At 43.9% G+C, this 20,376-nt stretch carries 13 protein-coding genes, 1 tRNA gene and 1 pseudogene; 11 read left to right on the top strand and 4 right to left on the bottom strand.

Going from position 1 to position 20,376, the window contains the following annotated elements; translation table 11 throughout:
- Nucleotides 1-4: 4 nt before the first annotated feature.
- Nucleotides 5-1,171 (top strand): glutathionylspermidine synthase family protein, encoded by a 1,167-nt coding sequence (locus tag D8S93_RS06165; protein ID WP_152812463.1) that lies wholly within the window; start codon nt 5-7, stop codon nt 1,169-1,171.
- 73 nt (nt 1,172-1,244) lie between these two features.
- Here the strand turns inward: D8S93_RS06165 and D8S93_RS06160 are convergent, their stop codons facing one another.
- Nucleotides 1,245-1,856, bottom strand: a complete 612-nt coding sequence (locus D8S93_RS06160; protein WP_005390772.1) for a YecA family protein — start codon at nt 1,854-1,856, stop codon at nt 1,245-1,247.
- A 53-nt stretch (nt 1,857-1,909) separates the two neighbouring features.
- Here D8S93_RS06160 and D8S93_RS06155 point away from each other — a divergent pair, with 53 nt between their 5' ends.
- The 7 genes from D8S93_RS06155 to D8S93_RS06125 all read left to right on the top strand — a co-directional run bounded on the left by D8S93_RS06155 (nt 1,910) and on the right by D8S93_RS06125 (nt 12,943).
- Nucleotides 1,910-4,330 (top strand): hybrid sensor histidine kinase/response regulator, encoded by a 2,421-nt coding sequence (locus D8S93_RS06155; protein ID WP_152812461.1) that lies wholly within the window; start codon nt 1,910-1,912, stop codon nt 4,328-4,330.
- Nucleotides 4,331-4,849: 519 nt separating this feature from the next.
- Nucleotides 4,850-5,299: an L-alanine exporter AlaE gene (locus D8S93_RS06150; protein WP_152812459.1), complete on the top strand. Its 450-nt coding sequence runs from the start codon at nt 4,850-4,852 to the stop codon at nt 5,297-5,299.
- Between the two features lie 144 nt (nt 5,300-5,443).
- Nucleotides 5,444-5,531 (top strand) — tRNA-Ser (locus tag D8S93_RS06145).
- Nucleotides 5,532-5,890: 359 nt separating this feature from the next.
- Nucleotides 5,891-7,528: a methyl-accepting chemotaxis protein gene (locus D8S93_RS06140; RefSeq protein WP_124008689.1), complete on the top strand. Its 1,638-nt coding sequence runs from the start codon at nt 5,891-5,893 to the stop codon at nt 7,526-7,528.
- A 463-nt stretch (nt 7,529-7,991) separates the two neighbouring features.
- Nucleotides 7,992-9,131: an efflux RND transporter periplasmic adaptor subunit gene (locus D8S93_RS06135; protein ID WP_152812457.1), complete on the top strand. Its 1,140-nt coding sequence runs from the start codon at nt 7,992-7,994 to the stop codon at nt 9,129-9,131.
- Nucleotides 9,132-9,133: 2 nt separating this feature from the next.
- Nucleotides 9,134-12,295: an efflux RND transporter permease subunit gene (locus tag D8S93_RS06130; protein ID WP_152812455.1), complete on the top strand. Its 3,162-nt coding sequence runs from the start codon at nt 9,134-9,136 to the stop codon at nt 12,293-12,295.
- Between the two features lie 192 nt (nt 12,296-12,487).
- Nucleotides 12,488-12,943, top strand: coding sequence for a MarR family winged helix-turn-helix transcriptional regulator (locus D8S93_RS06125; RefSeq protein WP_012841967.1), 456 nt, complete (start codon nt 12,488-12,490; stop codon nt 12,941-12,943).
- A gap of 46 nt (nt 12,944-12,989) precedes the next feature.
- Here D8S93_RS06125 and D8S93_RS06120 read toward each other — a convergent pair whose 3' ends face one another.
- Nucleotides 12,990-13,946 (bottom strand): AEC family transporter, encoded by a 957-nt coding sequence (locus D8S93_RS06120; RefSeq protein ID WP_012841966.1) that lies wholly within the window; start codon nt 13,944-13,946, stop codon nt 12,990-12,992.
- A gap of 600 nt (nt 13,947-14,546) precedes the next feature.
- On the opposite strand from D8S93_RS06120, the gene trpS reads away from it, so the two are divergent.
- Complete coding sequence (gene trpS / locus D8S93_RS06115; protein ID WP_152812453.1) at nt 14,547-15,569, top strand: tryptophan--tRNA ligase; 1,023 nt, start codon at nt 14,547-14,549, stop codon at nt 15,567-15,569.
- Between the two features lie 91 nt (nt 15,570-15,660).
- On the opposite strand, the gene D8S93_RS06110 is transcribed toward trpS, so the two are convergent.
- Both D8S93_RS06110 and D8S93_RS06105 read right to left on the bottom strand, forming a co-directional pair.
- Entirely contained in the window at nt 15,661-16,617 is a 957-nt protein-coding gene (locus tag D8S93_RS06110; protein ID WP_152812451.1) for an ATP-dependent dsDNA exonuclease, read from the bottom strand.
- A pseudogene (locus tag D8S93_RS06105) lies at nt 16,614-17,926 on the bottom strand (sphingomyelin phosphodiesterase). Before D8S93_RS06105 ends, D8S93_RS06110 begins: the two are co-directional and overlap by 4 nt.
- 292 nt (nt 17,927-18,218) lie before the next feature.
- Between D8S93_RS06105 and D8S93_RS06100 the strand changes: the two are divergent.
- Together D8S93_RS06100 and D8S93_RS06095 are read left to right on the top strand one after the other, a co-directional pair.
- Nucleotides 18,219-18,485, top strand: a complete 267-nt coding sequence (locus tag D8S93_RS06100) for a hypothetical protein (protein WP_152812449.1) — start codon at nt 18,219-18,221, stop codon at nt 18,483-18,485.
- 155 nt (nt 18,486-18,640) lie between these two features.
- The gene (locus D8S93_RS06095) at nt 18,641-20,269 is read left to right on the top strand and encodes a methyl-accepting chemotaxis protein (RefSeq protein ID WP_152812447.1); all 1,629 of its coding nucleotides are present in this window, start codon (nt 18,641-18,643) and stop codon (nt 20,267-20,269) included.
- Nucleotides 20,270-20,376: the final 107 nt, after the last annotated feature.

Here is a 20,376-nt window from a genome sequence, read left to right as displayed (position 1 = left end):
CACTATGTTTCGACGAGAAATACAAGAACGAGAAAACTGGCGTGAGTTAGCACGCCAGTTTGGTTTTGGCTTCCATTCCATGTATGATCAACCGTATTGGGATGAGAGTGCTTACTATCAATTCACGCTTGAGCAAATAGAGAACGATATTGAAGCGCCCACTGAAGAGCTGCATCAGATGTGCTTGGCTATTGTGGATGAAGTAGTTCGGAGTGAGCGGTTGCTGACGCAATGTGCGATCCCTGAATTTATGTGGGAGCAGGTCGCTTCTTCGTGGCACCGAAATGAACCCTCACTCTATTCGCGTCTGGATTTTGCATACAACGGAACTTCGCCAGCTAAGTTACTGGAGAACAATGCGGATACGCCGACCAGCCTATTTGAAACGGGTTTTTGGCAGTGGGTGTGGTTAGAGGATGTTGTAAATAAAGGTCTAATTCACCAGAGCGCGGATCAATTCAACATTCTTCAAGACTTTTTGATTGAGCGTTTTTCCGAGATAGCCAAATATCAACCCGGGCAAACCCTTCACTTTAGCTGCTGCAAGTACACTGAAGAAGATAAAGGGACTGTCCAGTATTTAGAAGATTGCGCGCGCGAAGCTGGGTTAGCGACGGCGTTTGTTTATGTCGAAGATATTGGTGCGACGGAAGATGGTCTGTTTGTGGATGCAGATGACAGAGCGATTCGTTGGATGTTCAAGCTTTATCCGTGGGAGTTTATGTTTGAAGAGGAATATGCGAAATACCTAGCGACCGCGAAAGTGAATTGGTTAGAACCTATGTGGAAGTCGATTCTATCCAACAAAGCACTTTTACCGTTATTGTGGGAGCGCTTTCCGAATCATCCTAATCTTTTACCTGCCTATTTTGCTAACGATTCAAAAGCGAACACTTTGAAAGATTTTGTAATCAAACCACTATTCTCTCGAGAAGGCGCAAATATTGAGATCGTCAAAGGTGGGAAACGCATACTCAAAACAGCAGGGCCTTATGAATCTAAATTCAATATCGTCCAGCAGTATCATCCGTTACCCAAGTTTGGGCAAAGCCATACATTAATTGGCAGCTGGCTAGTCAACGATAGAGCCGCTGGGATTTCGATTCGGGAAGACACTAGCTTAGTCACGCAAGATATGGCGCGATATATTCCACATGTGATTTTAACATGATCAAAAAAGCTCTCCATCCAGAGAGCTTTTGTCTATTCAGCGGTTCAATCTTGATGGTCGACAGCGTTGTGTCTTATTGTTCTTCAGCTAATGCAACACCGCGCTGAGTAAGACCACATAGCATCACTGGCATGGCATTGAAGATCTCTTCAAACTGTTCTAAGCCTTCCATGCCTTGTTCTGCCAACGTTTCAATGGTCGTTTCTGGATCGTAAAGCATCGTAAGAGAAAGCAAAACACCGCCGAGCAGAGCATTATCTTCGCTGTCCTCTGGCATTAGCGTTTCCCAGTCATCACGAGCAAGTTGCCAACCTTGTAATACACCTTCACAGAAATCACGGGTCTGGCTTGTTACAATATCTTGTTCATCTAACGCGCATCCTTCAGGCCACTGCCAAGATCCTTCTAGAAGAGCAGGACGAGTTTGGTTCCACATTTGTACAATCTCATCAATGTATTGCTCTAATTGCTCACCGTCAGTAAATGGCGCTGTTTCTTCACCACCCCATAAGAATGGCAACCACTCTTGAGGCATTAATACGTTTGGCGCTGCAGCCATCGCTGTTACAAAGCCTTGAGTTTTTGCTAGGTTTAGTAGTTTACCGTCAAGTTCTGGGAGAGAAAGGATGTCTTGTAGTTTCAAAATAGAATACCATTTGTTAATGGGCTGGTTGATTGCGCTCATCTTACCAATCAATTTGTGATAAATCGATATTAGGGAATGATTCACAGACATCTATGGAAATTCGCTCATCACTTAGAAAAAAAAGCATTCTCGCCCTGACACTGTACCTGTGTTTCTTTATCGCAACGATTGGTTCTGTTGCCTATTTGGTTGTCGAGCCTCCGGTTAGGCAAAAGCTAGAGCAAAACCTAGAGTTACGCACCCAACTGCTTGCACTAGAGATTAAAGAGCCTCTCCTTAGCTCTACTGGTGTATTGAGCAGCCTAGCAGGACTCGCCCAGGGGACTGAAAATATTCAATCTCTCAACACAACAATTCCGCATATTCTCCAATTGAGTGATGAGATGCTCGTCAGTGGTGGCGTATGGCCTAAACCAGAACTCAAAGCTGAACAATGGCGATATAAAAGCCTATTCTTCAATAAAAACAGTGATGGCGGTATTGACCAAATTCACTCCTACAATAATCCTGAATCTGGCGGTTATGACAATGAACCATGGTATAAGGCAGCAGCTGACGCGCCAGTTGGTTCTGTGAGTTGGTCTACGGTTTATATCGACACTTTTACTCAGGTTCAGATGATTACTGCGTCTTCCCCATATTATCAAAACGGTCAATTCGCTGGGGTTGTAACGGTAGATTTATCACTAGATGCACTTTTTCAGTTTATTCGAGAGCACACTAACCAGCATTCTTTAGGTGTGGTGGTTCGCGATGCTGAATCGAACGTGATTATTGAGCACAACTTCCAACTAACAGAGGAAATTTATGTCAGTGAGCTTGATTTTGGAGAGTTTGATTGGCGGATGGAAGTTGTCAACGCGAAAGCTAAAGTAGCTGATCAAGTGTTTGAACAAGTCATGAGTGTTGAGGGGAGAATCATTCCATTCTTACTCTTGTGTGTACTGGTCGGGTATTACTTGCTGAATCGTTACATTGTCGAACCGATTGTCCGTATTGCGGCTAAGATTGATGACTCGAAAACTGGCGGGATCATAGACATTGACTACGATAGCGAAGATGAAATTGGACAGCTCATCGAGAAGTTCAATGAAAAAACCATCTATCTAGAGCAAGAGAGAATAAAAGCCCAGGCTTCGACGAACGCTAAAACGGCATTTTTAGCCACATTATCCCATGAGATTCGTACGCCAATGAACGGTGTATTAGGAACCGCTCAGATATTGTTAAAAACGCCACTCACCGATGATCAACGTAAGCACCTGAGAACACTTTATGACTCAGGTGATCATATGATGACGTTACTTAATGAGATTTTAGATTACTCAAAAATTGAGCAAGGACATGTTGAATTCGAAAATACGCCTTTCCCAATTGAGTCGATCATCGGCAGCATAAAAAGTGTTTATCAAACACTATGTGCAGAAAAAGGCCTTCGCTTTAGAGTCGTGTCTCATTTACCAACAGGGCGCTGGTACAACAATGACAAAGCCCGTCTGCGCCAAGTATTGTTTAACCTACTAAACAACGCTGTCAAGTTCACCGACCGAGGCATCGTAGAGGTAGAGCTGACCGAGAAATCGAGCAAGGCAGGTACCAAGCTTATTCTCGCGGTGAAAGATACGGGTATCGGTATTTCTCAAGAAGCGCAAAAACGCATTTTCCGTCCTTTTGAACAAGCGGAGTCCTCGACGACTAGGCGGTTTGGTGGTACAGGGCTTGGTTTGGCGATAGTAAAAGAAATTGCCGAGCATATGGGAGGGCATGTGATTGTGCAGAGTCAAGAGAATGTCGGGACAACCTTTACCGTCGAGATCGCGCTTACGCCTTGTGAGCCTGGGAAAGTGGAAGCAGTCAATGCACATAAGCTGAATTGCAAAGGTTTGAAAGCGCTCATTGTCGAAGACAACCGAACAAATGCGATCATTATGGAAACTTTCCTAAGAGCCAAAGGCTTTGAGTGCACAAGTGTTGAAAATGGTCAGCTTGCCGTCGATGAGGTGGCCGTTCAGTCATTTGATTTGATATTAATGGACAATCATATGCCTGTTCTTGATGGTGTTGGGGCGATATCAGCCATTCGAGCGATGAGTTCGCCTGTAAAGTCGGTACTGATCTTTGGCTGCACAGCAGATGTATTCAAAGAAACACAAGAGCGCATGATAAATGTAGGAGCCGACCACATAATTGCGAAACCAATTGTGGAGTCTGAATTAAATGATGCGTTATATCTCCATGCAGCACGGTTATACCAATACCAGTCGGACTTTGGTGATAATACAACGGATATCCTTGATGCGGAAAAGTGGCTACTAAACTTCTATGTTGCTCTAGATAATGGTCATCTCAACGAAGCGTTAGAGGCTATTTCAGCGATTATTGCTCAAGTCACCCCTGATGCTAATAAAGACGTTTCTGTAGTTGCCGAGCGAATAAGGCGTAACTTAAAGCGTCAGCAGTCTCCAAACCAAGATGATATCGACACCTTAACGCTCTTGCTCGCATCATCATAGCTTAATCCATATAGCGCGATTCAATGCAATCATGAATTGTCTTTACTCTTCATACCTAACCTTTAGCTGAATCGTCTATTTTTTCCTTACTTTCAATGAGCTTAGCGCTGCTGTTAGATTCTGTCATAAGAGAAACGGTGCGGCTCTCAGTTACGCTCACATCGGGAATACTCTGAATTTTTACAACTCAGTAGCATAAGTTATTAGAATGATCGTTTATTCCCCGAACTTTATCCTAACCCTCTATCCAAACAATCACTTATCCCACTTTTTGTGTAAGTCAAATCCGTATTTTTCTACCATTTTTACGTCATTTTAGGCGTTTTTAGTTGTTGGTGGTGAAAAAAACTACTTTCATTTTAAAAAATGGTTATAAATTTACAACTTGATTTCAAATACAGTGCCATACGCTGCTTTTTATGTGATTTAATTGCCTTATTAACTGGTCGTATATTTGTTTGATGGTTGATAGTTTTATTTTTTTTATTGTTGGTGATATTTAATTTTAGGGGTTGGTTAATGAAGTCTCGCGGACCATTTTGTATTCGTCACGCCGCAGCGGATACCTTTGCTATGGTTGTTTTTTGCTTTATCACAGGGATGATTGTCGAGATTTTGATTTCAGGGATGACGTTTGAGCAATCTTTAGCATCACGTACACTATCTATTCCAGTGAATATTGCTATTGCTTGGCCGTATGGCGTTTTTCGTGATTGGGTACTACGTCAGGGTAACAAGATATCGCCGTCTTCATTTATGAAAAACGTATCTGATCTGGTCGCTTATGTGCTATTTCAGTCTCCAGTTTATGCAGGAATTTTATTCGCAGTTGGTGCGTCTACAGACCAAATAGTGACCGCGGTGACAAGTAACGCCATTATTTCTTGCGGTATGGGTGTGTTGTATGGGTACTTCTTGGACATGTGCCGCCGTTGGTTCCGTGTTCCCGGCTATTCTCAAGGCATCTAAATGACCCAGTTTTGCTCAATTTAGTTACTTAGTGAGCAATCGAGTGGAAAAGGGCGCTTTTTTTTATGTTTAGCCTTGACCATCAGGCACATAATCATTAAATTAGCGCCTCGTTAGCCAATGATGCTAACCAAAAATTGATTCGGTGAGTTGTCCGAGTGGCTGAAGGAGCACGCCTGGAAAGTGTGTATACGGCAACGTATCGAGAGTTCGAATCTCTCACTCACCGCCACATTTGAGCCCTAGCAGAAATGCTGGGGCTTTTTCGTATTACGCGACAAGTTCAATCCCAGAGCTGTATATCGTATTGATTCTCAATTACTCATTGAGTCGACAAGCCCTTCAAAAAAGCCTCCTTTTTATTCATCTTTTGTTACACATTTTCCGTACAGGTAGTGCGTTTTTATTCGCATGTTGTGATGAGCGTTCCTTATTAAATTTTCCACAAAATCAATTAATTGTTGAAATTAGAACGCTTGTCAAAAAGTCATCAGATATCATGTTTAATAGAGTCTTTTACCTAATGGGATACTCTATTTGTTTGATATAATTTCTGGCAGTTTGTATACCATAATTAAAGAGAGTTTATTCATGTTCCAGAACTTAACGATCAAGCAGAAGATAGTGATTCCGCTGTCACTGATTATTGGATTGTTTATTGTGAGCTCTGTATTAAACGTTATGACAAGTTGGAAACAATCTGAGTTGAGTGAAACACTTAACGAACAGATAGTGCCGAACTTATTAACGATTGAGGATGCTTACCGCGATCTTTACCAAGCTACATCTGCAATCCAAGGTGTTGCTCTTTCTGATACTCAAACCGATATTGACCACCACATCGGTGAATACAAAGACAACGCATACAAGGCGCTGCCTCGTATGGAGAAAATGATTGAGCTATCGCAAGCTGGCGTGATGCCTTCTTCGCACGGTAATGAAGTGAGAAAGCTTGTCTCCCTAGGTGAAAAATGGTTGGCGAGTTATGAAGCGATGTTGCGTTTACCTCAATCACAATGGCTTGGTTACTACAACGAACACAAACACACCTTTGAAAATCAGTTTATCGAGGTAAGAGCGCAACTTAATGTTGTGAAAGATGCGATAGAAGAAAAACAAAGCTTATTGAAAGATGAAATCTCTGCAGCTGCATCAAGAGCAGAGTTAATTCTTGAAGCGGGCATTGTGATTGTTATTCTGGCCGCTATTGCGATGGCGTTTTTGTTGTTGCAAACCGTCGTGAAGCCTATCAACGATATCAAAAATGCGATGACAGAAATTGCTTCTGGTGAAGGTGATTTAAGCCAGCGAATCGACGTGAAAACACAAGACGAAATTGGCAATTTAGCGAACGCGTTTAATCAGTTTGTGTCTAAAATCCAAGCGACAGTTTCTCAAGTAATTGAAAGTTCGAATACCTTGCGTAATGAGATGGAAAATCTTAGCTCGTTGACCACGACCATCGCGAACTCGACCGTTTCACAGCAAAAAGACAGCGAGGCGGTAGCAGCGGCAGTGCATGAGATGCAAGTCACCAGCAGAAATGTCAGCGATAGCGCCAACGAAGCTGCGGTTGCAAGCCAGACTGCGAATGATGAACTTACCAATACCAATGTTATTTTGGATCAAACCGTTAGCTCAATTCGTAGCCTCGCAAGTGAAATCGAAAGTGCAAGCCACGTCATTAACACATTGGATCATGATGTGAGTAACATTGCTTCTGTATTGGATGTCATTCGTGGTATCGCAGAGCAAACGAACTTATTGGCGCTTAACGCAGCGATTGAAGCGGCTCGTGCAGGAGAGCAAGGGCGAGGCTTTGCTGTTGTAGCAGATGAGGTTCGCTCGTTAGCCAGTCGTACACAACAGAGCACGGGTGAAATCCAAACCATGATTGAAAAGCTACAATCTGGTGCGGGACAAGCCGTAGAAGTGATGCGCGGTAGTCAAAATAGCAGTGATGAAACAATTCAATCGGCAGGGAGAGCGAGTCAATCCCTTTCTGAAATCTTAAACGCGATTTCACGTATGAACGAGATGAACACACACATTGCAACGGCTGCAAGCCAGCAAAGTACGGTAAGTGACGAAGTAAATAGCAACGTACAAGGCATTGCAGATAGCAGTACATCTATTGTGGAAATCGTCAACCAAGCGCAAGCATCTTTAGCCATGTTATCAGAGCAAACCCAGCGCTTAGATCATCAGGTTAGTCAGTTCAAAGTATAAGCTTGAGAACTGCAGTATCACTGACGAAATAACCCGCTTCTTAGCGGGTTATTTTTTAGATAAGGGTCGAACCTGACTTGTTAAGGCTCGACTATATTTACATTCCTCTTTTACTTAACTTTGTATACCAGAGGGGCAAATAATCGTAGACAGCAGTGACAAACTCTGCACAGCGTGATGATGCTTTTATCATCACTTTTGCTGCTTTTTAACCATTGCAATTGCTCACAGGAAAGTGTGATTTCCAACCCAAAATCTTCAAATTTGAGAACTTCATTACACCTTTACCATAAACGCTTTTCGTAAGCGTATAGAACTGTAAATTTTGTTGTATGTACAACACTGGGTAATTATCATCCTAATTAATTTGTTCTGGATATACATCCGTTAGTCATCATTAAGTCATTCTAGAAGTTTTTAGCAAGGAATCTTGAAGGCTTGTAGGTAAAAGAGAGAAAAATTCATGAGACGTAAAACCACGCTATCTCTGCTGATTGCGTCGAGCCTTTTTGTGGTTGGATGTCAACCTAGCGAAGAAGGATCGAGCCAAGGTAGTGGTCCTGCGCCCGCAACCGAAGTTGAAGTGTTAACGGTGGAACCAACTCGCCAAGCGTTAACTGTCGAGTTGCCAGGTCGTAGCCGTGCATTCAAAGAAGCGGAAGTTCGTCCGCAAGTTACAGGCATTATTTCAGAGCGAAATTTTGTTGAAGGGGGCCTTGTTGAACAAGGACAGTCCCTATATCAAATTGATGATTCATCATTTCAAGCGGATTTGCTGAGTGCTGAAGCGGAATTAATCCGAGCTCAAGCAGCGGCAGAATCGACCCATGCCACAGTGAAGCGTTACAGAACCTTGATCACCAAAAAGTCCATCAGCCAACAAGATTTGGATGAAGCAGAAGCAGCATACAAGGAAGCGCAAGCACAGGTCCTAGTCGCAAAAGCGAAGATCAATACGGCAAAAATCAATTTAGATTACACGCAAGTGAAAGCTCCGATTAGCGGTGTGATCGGTAAATCGAGTGTGACGGCGGGTGCGTTGGTTACGGCTAACCAAGCAGCCAAATTAGCGACCATTCAGCAGCTTGATCCTATCAACGTTGATATTGTGCAATCATCCGCGCAACTGCTGCGTTTAAAAGCGGCTCTTTCCCAAGGTCATATGCAAGAAGATGACTCTGCGCAAGTTACATTGATGCTTGAAGATGGCAGCACGTACGAACATAAAGGCACGATGAAATTTACCGAGGTCAATGTGAACGAAAGTACGGGTAGCGTGACGCTTCGTGCTGAATTCCCAAACCCTGACGGTTTGTTACTACCAGGAATGTTTGTTCGTGCGACGGTTATTACTGGTGTTGACCCTGACGCGATTCTGATACCACAAAATACCGTTTCTCGCGATGCGACAGGCAAAGCGACAGTGATGATGGTGAATGGTGAGAACGAAGTGGAAGCGAGACCAGTGAAGACAGCCGAAGCGATCAATAATCAATGGCGTATTATTGATGGTTTGAAAGCGGGCGATAAAGTCATTACTGCTGGGTTACAAAAGGTAGGTCCAGGCAGCCCTGTAACTATCCAAAACGGTGAACAGGAGTAATCATGGCACGATTTTTTATCGATCGTCCGGTATTTGCTTGGGTTCTCGCGATTCTAACGATGTTGGCGGGGGTAATGTCATTATTCAATTTACCCGTCTCGCAATACCCAACGATTTCACCGACAACGATCACCATCAGTGCACGTTATCCAGGTGCATCAGCGAAAACTGTTGAAGATTCGGTAACGCAGGTTATCGAGCAAAATATGACGGGACTAGATTATCTTCGCTACCTATCATCGAGCAGTGATGCATTCGGTAATGCGACAATTACCCTGACGTTTGATAGCGAAGCTGATCCTGATATCGCGCAAGTACAGGTGCAGAACAAGCTGCAATTGGCATTGACATCATTGCCGATGGAAGTACAAAACCAAGGTATCGTCGTGAATAAATCCAACACGGCGTTTCTCATGGTGGTGGCAGTTTATTCTGAAGATCCTGACTTTACAGAAAACGATATCGGCGACTTTGTTGTAACGAATATTCAAGACCCGATAAGTCGTGTAACTGGCGTAGGACAAGTGCAGGCGTTTGGTGCGCAGTATGCGATGCGAGTCTGGCTGGACCCATTTAAGCTTACGCAGTTCAACTTGACCGCAATCGACGTAGCAAATGCGATCAGTGAACAGAACGCGCAAGTTTCTTCTGGTCAACTTGGTGCAGCACCTGCGCAGGAAGGCCAGCTGTTGAATGCAACGATTTCGTCTGCAAGTCGTTTGAGCAGTGTAGAAGAGTTCCAAGACATCATTCTTAAGTCTGACGCCAGCGGTTCGAATGTTTATTTGAAAGATGTGGCTCGTGTTGAACGTGGTGCAGAAAGTTATGACATTCGAGGTCAATATAATGGCTTCCCAGCATCGGGTTTAGGTATTTCATTAGGTACTGGTGCAAACGCGCTTGAGACAGCCAATGCGGTGAAAGAGCGTTTAGAACAACTGAGTGCAACGTTCCCAGAAGGGTTGCAGATTGCTTACCCATTTGAAACAACGCCATTCGTCAAAGCCTCGATTCAAGAAGTGGTTAAAACGCTGTTAGAAGCCATTCTTCTTGTGTTCTTAATCATGTACCTGTTCTTGCAGAACTTCCGTGCGACGATCATTCCAACGATCGCAGTGCCTGTCGTATTGCTCGGAACCTTCGCTATTTTGTACGCGACTGGATTTAGCGTAAACACGTTAACCATGTTCGCGATGGTTCTGGCTATCGGTTTGCTGGTGGACGATGCCATCGTTGTGGTGGAAAACGTCGAGCGTGTGATGCATGAGGATGGGTTAGAGCCAAAAGAAGCGACCAAAAAATCGATGGGGCAGATCACTGGTGCTCTGATTGGTGTGGGTCTGACGCTTTCCGCGGTATTCGTCCCTATGGCGTTTATGTCTGGTTCTACAGGGGTTATTTACCGTCAGTTCTCGATAACGATTGTGGCGGCGATGACACTTTCAGTTTTGGTGGCGATAATTCTGACTCCAGCATTATGTGCAACATTACTGAAAAAAGGCGATGCTGAGCTTTTAGAAAAGAAAGGCTTCTTTGGCTGGTTTAACCGCAAGTTTGATGCGATGACAGCTGGCTATGAAACCGGTGTTGCTAAACTCCTCAAGCGCACAGGTCGTATGTTGGTTGTATTCTTGGCAATGAGTGCAGGTGCGGGCTGGCTATTTATGAACCTTCCGACGTCATTCTTGCCGGATGAAGACCAAGGCACAGTATTCTCAATGGCTATTTTGCCGCCTAACTCAACGCAAGAGCAGACGGAAAAAACACTTGAGAAAATGCGTGACTTTTACCTTGTGGATGAGAAAGACAACGTGAAATCCGTCTTCTCCGTTGCGGGCTTTAGTTTTGCAGGCCAAGGCCAAAACATGGGGATGGCATTTATCGGTCTGAAAGATTGGTCAGAGCGTGAAGCGCCGGGTGCTGATGCAGCTTCCATTACGGGTCGAGCGATGGGGTACTTCTCAACCATCAAAGAAGCACTGGTCTTTGCATTTGCACCTCCTGCGATTCAAGAATTGGGTAACTCGACAGGCTTTGATTTTTATCTTCAAGATTCGTTGAACAAAGGTCACGACGCATTAGTCGCTGCGCAAGGTCAACTGCTTGGCATGGCTGCACAAAACCCGAAACTTGTCGGTGTTCGTCCGAACAGCCAAGCAGATGCGCCAATGTACAAAGTGAACATTGACCACGTTAAACTGCGTGCTCTGGATGTTAGCATTAATGACGTCAACCAAATCCTGTCAGCGGCATGGGGCGGAGCGTACATTAACGACTATATTGATCGCGGTCGAGTGAAAAAAGTCATGATGCAAAGTGATGCGGAATACCGTATGCAGCCAAAAGACTTCGATTCATGGTACGTGCGCAACTCAAAAGGTGAGATGGTGCCTTTCTCTGCCTTTGCGAGCGGAGAGTGGACGTATGGTTCACCTCTTTTGCAGCGTTTTGATGGTTTGCCAGCGATGAATATCCAAGGCGGCGCAGCTCCTGGCGTCAGTACTGGTGAAGCGATGGCAGAAATTGAAGCAATGGTAGAAAAGCTACCAGAAGGCTTTACGGTGAACTGGAATGGCATCTCTTATGAGGAGCGTCTGTCTGGAAACCAAGCGCCAATGTTATATGCGCTGTCTATCCTCGTCGTATTCTTAGTTCTCGCCGCTTTGTATGAAAGTTGGTCAGTACCTTTCGCCGTGGTGTTAGTTGTGCCTCTTGGTGTGCTTGGCGCTGTGCTCGCGGTAATGACGCGAAGTATGGACAATGATGTATTCTTCCAGGTGAGTTTATTAACGACGGTCGGCTTGGCAACTAAAAACGCCATTCTGATTGTTGAGTTTGCGAAAGATTACTACGAGAAAGGTGCTGGCCTTATCGAAGCAACCCTGCATGCCGTTCGTGTTCGTCTGCGCCCAATTATTATGACATCGCTTGCCTTTGGTCTAGGTGTAGTACCGCTTGCTATCAGCTCTGGCGTGGGCTCAGCAGGTCAAAATGCGGTAGGTACTGGTGTACTTGGTGGCATGATCAGTGCGACGATCTTAGGTATATTCTTTGTGCCAATCTTCTTTGTGGTGGTTGAGCGATTGTTTGATCGACGTGCGAGAAAAGAATCGGAGGCAGAGTTGTCTGAGACTAATCCTAAACCGGCTCAGCAAAGCGAGTAAGACTTGGTTGCTGTAACTAAGTTATACTGGTGATAATAAACACGATAAAAGGGCGCTTCGGCGCTCTTTATTTTATGTTTTCACTTGGTGGTTACCGTCTTTGACGCAAACTTGAAGGGGGAGCGTTTTGCCTTATGCAGAATCTGTTTATTCCTTCCGACCGAATGAAAGCCTAAAGAAGAACAAACGACGATGAAAGATCAGAAAATCTCCCCAATTTCCGTTTTGGATCAAAGCCCTATGTTTGTCTGCGGTGTGATGCAGCGAATGTATCGCAACCGTGCTCAAGCTGAGCTCTCTCGGCAAAATTTAATGACACTCGAGATGGCAAGTGCACTGGCTGCTTTGGAAGAGTTTCAACCCATGAGTCAGCAAGCGTTGGCTGACGCGGTTCGAACTGAGCGAAGTGTAGCAAAGCGAATGGTGGATAATTTGGAAAAGCGAGGGTTTGTTCAAGTTTCTAAAAGTAAATCGAATCAGCGTCTCAAAATGCTCAGCATGACAAAAGAGGGGGCAAACGCTTTAAAGCAAGTGCATCAAATCATGACGAACTTACAGAAAGAATTTTTTGCTTGTTTGTCTGAATCAGAAGCGAGTGAGTTTTTTCGTTTGGTAAGAAAGCTCACTTTTGCAAATCACGACCAGTAGCTTATCTTAATGCTATCTAACGCGCCTTTACTTTATCGGTGATCAATTATATTAAGTCGTAAAACTTAAGAAATAGAATGCCCAACGTACACGTGATGGTAGAAAGTACCGTAGTGAGTGCGATGATATTTGCGGCTAATGTGGCATTGCCTCCCATAGAACGTGCCATGACATAACTGGCTGCTGCCACTGGGGAAGCGTTCATAAAGAAAAGAATACCTAACTCAATTCCTCGAAAACCTACTAAGTAAGCACCAATAGTGATCATTACGGGTGCCACGATCAGCTTGTAACTGCTTGCAAACCAAGATGGACCTTTCTCTTTTCTCATCAAGCTAAAATCGAGTGAGCCGCCCGTACACAACAGCGCTAAAGGTAATGTCATTTTGGACAAGTAGTCCCCTGCATCAATAACAACATTCGGTACTGGAATAGAGAGCAAATAGAAAGCCATCCCTAGGACGATTGAGATTATCAGTGGATTCCTCGTCAGTGTTCGGCCCATCATTTTTGCGGCTTGTGGGACAGAAGTTGCGCCCTTGGGAGATAAGCAAATAACCGCTTGGACGTTATAAAGAAACGTGGTGACCGCGACATAAAGCGCTGCTAACGCCACACCTTGAGAACCATACGCATTGGCAACGTAAGCGATGCCAATAATACCTGTGTTTGCTCGAAACCCACCTTGGATAAGAACACCTTGGTCAGGCGATGCTTTGAACAGAAGCTTGACCGAAAGGTAGGTGAAAATGAAAAACGAAATGCTAGCGATGACGCCGAAATTGACAAAGCCACTCGCCGCGGAAAAATCGTGTTCTGAAGCCACAATACTGACAAATAACATCGCAGGTAGCGTAACTTGAAACACCAGTTTAGAGCCCACTTCGATAAAATTATCGTTGATCAGTCCAATGCGTTTGAACACCACGCCAAGTATTAACATCAAGCAGATAGGGCCGGTTATCGACAAAGAGAATTGCAACTGATGTAGAACAGCTTCCATGTAAGTACCCGCAGCAAAAGAAAAATATTTCTGCTGTCTATTAAGCCATAAACTCTGGGAGACAGGACAGAAAAGTGATGAAATTTTCCTCTTTTGTTGGTTCCAGAACCATTTGCATTCCAAGTTATGGACGAGGTCCCAGTTTAACAAAGCTGCACTGGTTCTATGCGCGATATGTTGGTTTACTACTTGTCGTGATGCATCCACATGCGTATTAAATAAAAGGGTTGGTCATTGTGGTTATGGATAGGAGTTCATCGATGAAAAGGAAACACAACAAAACCGTACTTTGTGCATTTGTCTCAGGTTCGGTGTTTGGTGCGGCTTTAGTCATTGCGATGTCTTTACCAATGTAATCGTTTCTGTAGGCTCTTTGAATACCTACGCTAATTCAATACAAAAACAGATTGAGTTCAGTTCGATGTACTGTTAGTTTGAAAACATGAAAATACACGTTATCCCTTCATCAACAACCTTCTTTTGGTGGCGCTCTAAATAGAGCGGCACGGAATATTCACATTCTTAAGCTGCTGGATGGTAGCTAAGAGTGTTTGATCTTTTTATCTCCGGTAGCGATCTATTAAATACTTGGAGACAAATATGAATACCCATAAAAATACATCTCAGCGTGAAATTATACTTACCGGAGATCGAGCAACAGGTCCATTACACCTAGGGCACTATATTGGTTCATTGCAACAACGAGTCAAATTGCAAACGGAGCACGAGCAAACAATCTTGGTCGCGGACATGCAAGGGCTGACGGATAACGCGCATAATCCATCAAAGGTATCCTCTAATATTCTCAATGTCGTTGCAGATTATTTGGCTGTTGGTATCAACCCTGCTCAAACTACGATCACGTTGCAGTCTCAAATTCCAGCGTTAGCCGAGTTGACGATGTATTACAGTAATCTTGTTTCTATCGCACGATTAGAGCGAAACCCTACGGTTAAAAATGAGATTCAGAGTAAAGGTTTTGAACGCTCTATTCCCGCAGGCTTTTTAACGTATCCAATTTCTCAAGCTGCTGATATTACGGGGTTCCACGCGACGTTGGTTCCGGTAGGTGATGACCAACTGCCGATGTTAGAGCAAACTAATGAAATCGTGAGAAAAATAAACCATCTGGGTGGAAAAGAGGTTCTTAGAGAATGCCGTCCATTACTTAGTGATGCACCTCGTTTGCCGAGTACTGATGGCAAAAATAAGATGTCTAAAAGCATGGGGAATGCAATCAACCTAGGGGCGTCTGAAAAGGAGATTTCTGCGGCGGTGAAATCTATGTATACCGACCCCAATCACCTGAAAATTGAGGACCCTGGCCAAGTCGAAGGTAATATCGTATTTACCTACCTCGATGCCTTTCACCCTGATAAAGATTACGTCGAACAGCTAAAAGAGCATTATCGACGAGGTGGGTTAGGTGATGGTTTGACCAAGAAAGTGTTAGAAGAATGCCTACAAGAGATGCTTCGACCTATTCGAGAAAAGCGCACTATGTATTTGAATGATAAAGCACAGCTGATTGATATTTTAAAACAAGGCAGTCAGCGTTCTCGTGAGAAAACTGAACAAGTGCTATTTGATGTGAAAGATGTATTTGGTTTGAATTTGTTCTGAATTAAAAAGCAGGGTTCTGAATAAAAGGCACGGCTGTTTATTCGTAACGTGCCTTTTTGGACTTTAAATTCCCATCAATGAAAGCTGACGTTTAAGAAGAAAAGAACTCGCGGCGAAAATCCGCTATTTCTTGTTGGTAATAGCTTTGCCATTCCGGATCTGATAAACCAGCATGGCTGGTGGCTCTCTCTTTTCTGAGTCTGGACTCAAGTTGTTGCAATGCTTGTTGGTAATCTCTGACTTGCTCTTTTTGCTCGGAAATTTGTTGCTCACGAGCATGAATTTCTTCGCTTACGTCCTTCGTTAAGTAAGTTTTTTCCAGCTCTGCGATGATGGTTTGGCGATCTGGAAAGCTCATGCTATTGGGTATCAGGGCGACTGCACGCTCATATTTTGCTTGGTCGTTTGTAAGCCCGATAGCCTCTGCATTTTCTTGCCAGTCTATGATGAGTTGCTCGAAAGCTTGCAAAAAGCTTTCTGGACTTTGCGTGTTGAGCTGTTGGGCCTCTAAATTGAAATCGTATAGGGCGAACTCATCCGCGAAAATAACATCAGCCAACTCGCCCCAAATGCCTCTTGCCTCGGCTTTAAGTTGTGCAATACGTGAGGCTAGTGGCTGTTGCTCATCAAACAACAAATTACCCACACTTTCTTGCCATTGACTGTTGAGTTGATGGTAGCTCGCCAAAAGTTGAAATCGTGCTGAAGATAAATAAGGCTCGAGCAAGGCTAACTGTTCCTCACAGTCGCGGTTCGACATGCACTCATGCCAAAATGACTCAAGCTCTGCGACGAGTTCTCTCCCTTTGAGCAGAGTTAGTCTCTCAGTCGTTATTTGAGTCGCAGAAGGGAGCTCTGCGGTCTGTGGTGAAGCCTCTGCACTGGGAGCGATATTGCTTGTTTTTAGTGGTGTACTGGGGACGTTCTTGTTTTTTGTCTTTAGAGCAGAAGCGGACACGGCTGCTTCTTGCTGCCCATCTTGACTGAAAGTTAAAAACATCATGCCCGCCATAATGGTGGACATGATTATCAACGCGATTTTCTTCATGGCTTGATTGTTGCGCTAACTGGGAAATGGTCAGAAAGGTTGTTGTGTTTCCATAAACTCTCTGCGGTTGTGCGCGGCACGTCCACACGGTTGTCATTGAATGATTTCACACCGTATTCGCTACTCACCATGACATAGTCAAGGTATTCCACGTTTTCGCCGCCTGATAACGCTTCACCTGCGAAGTTATTGATACGGGGATCAAAGGTTGACTCCGTGTAACCAGAATACTGAGGTTCGATGGCGCTTAAGTTGGCGATCATTTGTTGGTAGTCACCAGGGAACTTTCTTTTGTTTACGTTAAAGTCGCCGCTGTATACCACAGTTTCGCTTGAAGGAATGTTGAGAGATTTAGCGAGTGCGCGGATTTGTTTGAACTGGCGCTGACGATACTCGCGAGCGGTGTCTGTATCGAAAGATGCGGTATGGGTAGCTGACCACCTTTAATAATTTCCGCATAATTCACGCCTTTGTCGGCAAAGCAGTCTGTGCCAGAGCAGTCGGGGAAGACATATTGCGCTTCATTCACGATAGGATAGCGACTGACAATGATCACCCCACCATCATGAATATTAACGCCTTCTTTATCTAACATTTTAGTTTGGTACGGATATTCCTTAGCTAACTCACGTAGGAATGCTTCACGACCGCTTGCAAACACTTCTTGCAGCGCTAATACATCATAACCTTTGACGTATTGAGGAATCAGTTCGTAACGATCACCGATGTGCGATGCAATAGCCGTAAGAGCCCAGATGTTGTATGTCATCAACTTAAGGTTTTGTTCTTCGTTATCGACAGATTCATTTACTTTGCTTGGTGTGATGGTGTAATAAACATCGTCGTATCGAGCGGTACTGTCTGACTTAAATGCCAGTTCGGTTTCTCGGATGCCAAAAGCGTTAGTGTTGGCACGATGAATATTACGATCATCTTTAAGAGATAAATCGACATCGGCCGCCGATAAGCCATATTCAATGGTTGAATTATACCAATGACCTTCCATGATCTGATTGAGTGTTATGCTTTCACCTTTAGGGCTAGAAACCACAGTTTCAAAACGGTAAGTTTGGTTTGATTTCACGCCTTCCCAACGATTGAAGCTCAATACAGGTTTGGTTTCCCACGGACCAAGTACTTGCACATGTTGCTGCCACTCTTCTCCGTATTGAAGTAAATCACTGCCTTCGTGCTTTACTTGAATAGTTAAAGGCTGATCAGAGTTATTGGTTAGATAAACATCTGTATCTGCAATGCTTGGCAATGCCACCAAGCCACTTAATAAAAGACCCCACTGCGATAATTTCATCTTATTTTTCCATCATTTGAACTAGAGCAATCATTCTTGTTTATAAATATTACTTGCACGTTAAATATGGATGACATCGAAGCCAGTACTGAAAATTGTTATCAGAATGTGATCTTTATTCAATGGTGAGGAGTCGGGGTAGAGAGTTAATGGTTGCTTAAGCGGCTGTAAATAATAGCGATGGTTAACGAATCGCACTCACTGCAATCAAGTTGTCATCTTTGCTCTATAAGTTGTGCGGCGTCATTCATCCAGCCACATGGCTAGAACTTAAATTGATAGATGGAGCACCATGGCTAGAGCAGTAAATCCAATCGATGAAACCATCATTAAATTACTACAAGACCAAGGTTTGATTAGAAGCGAAGCAGAAGCTCGTTTAAAGAAAGAAGTATACCGCTTACAGCCTAATGAGATTGAAAAAGTCAAAAATTATGCCCAGCACTTTGGCATCAACGCTAAAGAAAAACTCATCGGTGAGATCTTAGAGTTGCGCCGGGAAGCGCTCATAAAAAAATGTAGACACAATACGGAGCATGCGAGCCTATCTCTAAAATAGCACGTGATAAAAATATCAATTACTGGTCAAGATTTGATCTCTCAGGCCGATGTATATAAGAGCGCTCAATGATATCGAGCGCAAAAAACAGTGTGTTTTAGAGATTAAGCTTTCACTTAAGTGAGAGGTTTGGAAAGGCTGCAGGGAGAAAGTGCATGCGTATTAAAGACTTAAGTGTCGTAAAGAAAATATCGGTTAGTTATTTAACCGTTTTTGCCGTGTTTGGTTTAGTGTCAGTAATGTTGGTACAAGGTTTGTTAACACTGAATAAAGACATCTCAGTGCTAACAGATAAAAGTTTACCTTCTGTTGCGATTTTGAAAGGTATCCAAGTTGATATTACCAAAGTGCGTAAAGATGAGTTCTCTTTATTGCCAAACGCAAATCACCCCAAAATTGGTGAGTGGTTAAAAGGCCTCGACCAATGGCGTTCTGATGTGCAGGCTGGTATTGCAGAATACGAAAAGCTCGACCTTAATCAGCGTGAAACGCAGTCTTTTAGCGTTTTTAAAGAAACTTGGAATCAATACATCAAGGAAACGAAGACTTACAACGCACTGCTAAGCCAAGGTGATGCTGAAAGTGCAAATGATGTGATTTTATCGAGTTTCGATACTTACTCAAAAGCGTTGAGCAGCTTGGATGATACCCTCGCGTTGAACGATGAGTTGGTGAATTTGATTGGCGAAGAAGTACAAAATGAAGCGGCATTTACACAATATAGCGCTGCTGTTGGTGCGCTTGTCGTCGCATTGGTCATGGTAATGTCTGCCATGTTGCTTTCTCGAGTCATTTGCGGGCCTGTTGATCGAGCATTGGAATTCGCTTCCAAAATCGCCAAGGGTCAATTGAATAATCAAATCGACGAAAGTGAATTGAGCAAGGACGAGTTAGGAACGTTGCTCAAAGAGCTTGTCGGTATGCAAACAAACTTACATTCGCTGGTTTCTGAGATTAATGACTCAACGATTCAGCTAACGGCAGCAGTAGAGGAGGTGAGTGCTATTTCTTCTCAGACCGCTTCTGGTATGCAAAATCAACAAATTGAACTTAGCTCGGTGGCTTCTGCGATGACAGAAATGCAAGCTGCTGTAAGTGAAGTGGCACAAAATACCGAAGTTGGCGCGACCTCCGCTTACTCGGCAACGGAAGTGGCAAAGCAAGGAACGGCGACGTTACAACAAACTATCGCAGTAATTGAGCGTGTATCACATACGATCCAAGAGTCTGATGAACTGGCACGTGAGCTTGAATCTAGCTCAAACAATATCAATGTGGTCGTAGATGTGATCCGCGGGATTGCGGAGCAAACAAACTTGTTAGCACTGAACGCCGCAATAGAAGCCGCTCGGGCCGGTGAACAAGGACGTGGGTTTGCTGTTGTGGCAGATGAGGTTCGTTCTCTGGCGCAACGCACTCAAGACTCCACTTCACAAATTGTGGAAATTGTTAATCAACTACAAGAGAGCAGCAGCAAAATAGGGCATTCAAGCCGTGATTGTCAGGAGGGCATTTCTCAGTGTGTTGAGCAAGTCAATGACGCTGATAGCCAGATAAAAGAAATTGAACATTCTGTCGATAACATAGCGCAAATGAGCACACAAATCGCAACGGCTTGTAGTGAGCAGAATTCTGTATCCGAAGAGCTGAATCGAAGTGTGGAGCATATTAATAGTGCCTCAACAGAGATGGCTGAGGGAGCTTCGCAAACGGCTGTGGCTTGCCAGCAGATCAGTAGCCTAGCGCACAACTTGAAAACTCGAATGGGTTCATTCCAGCTCTAGTTGTTTTGTTTCAGCTTTATTCCTAACCTCATTGCTACAAAAAATAAGCCGGACAAAATGTCCGGCTTATTTATTCTCTGTCTATATAAATAAGTTCAGAGCATGCT

This window comes from Vibrio sp. VGrn 2, from assembly GCF_009361695.1.
GTDB lineage: Bacteria > Pseudomonadota > Gammaproteobacteria > Enterobacterales > Vibrionaceae > Vibrio > Vibrio diabolicus.
Note: the sequence above shows the minus strand (reverse complement) of the source record. Positions and strands in the feature narration are given on the sequence as shown.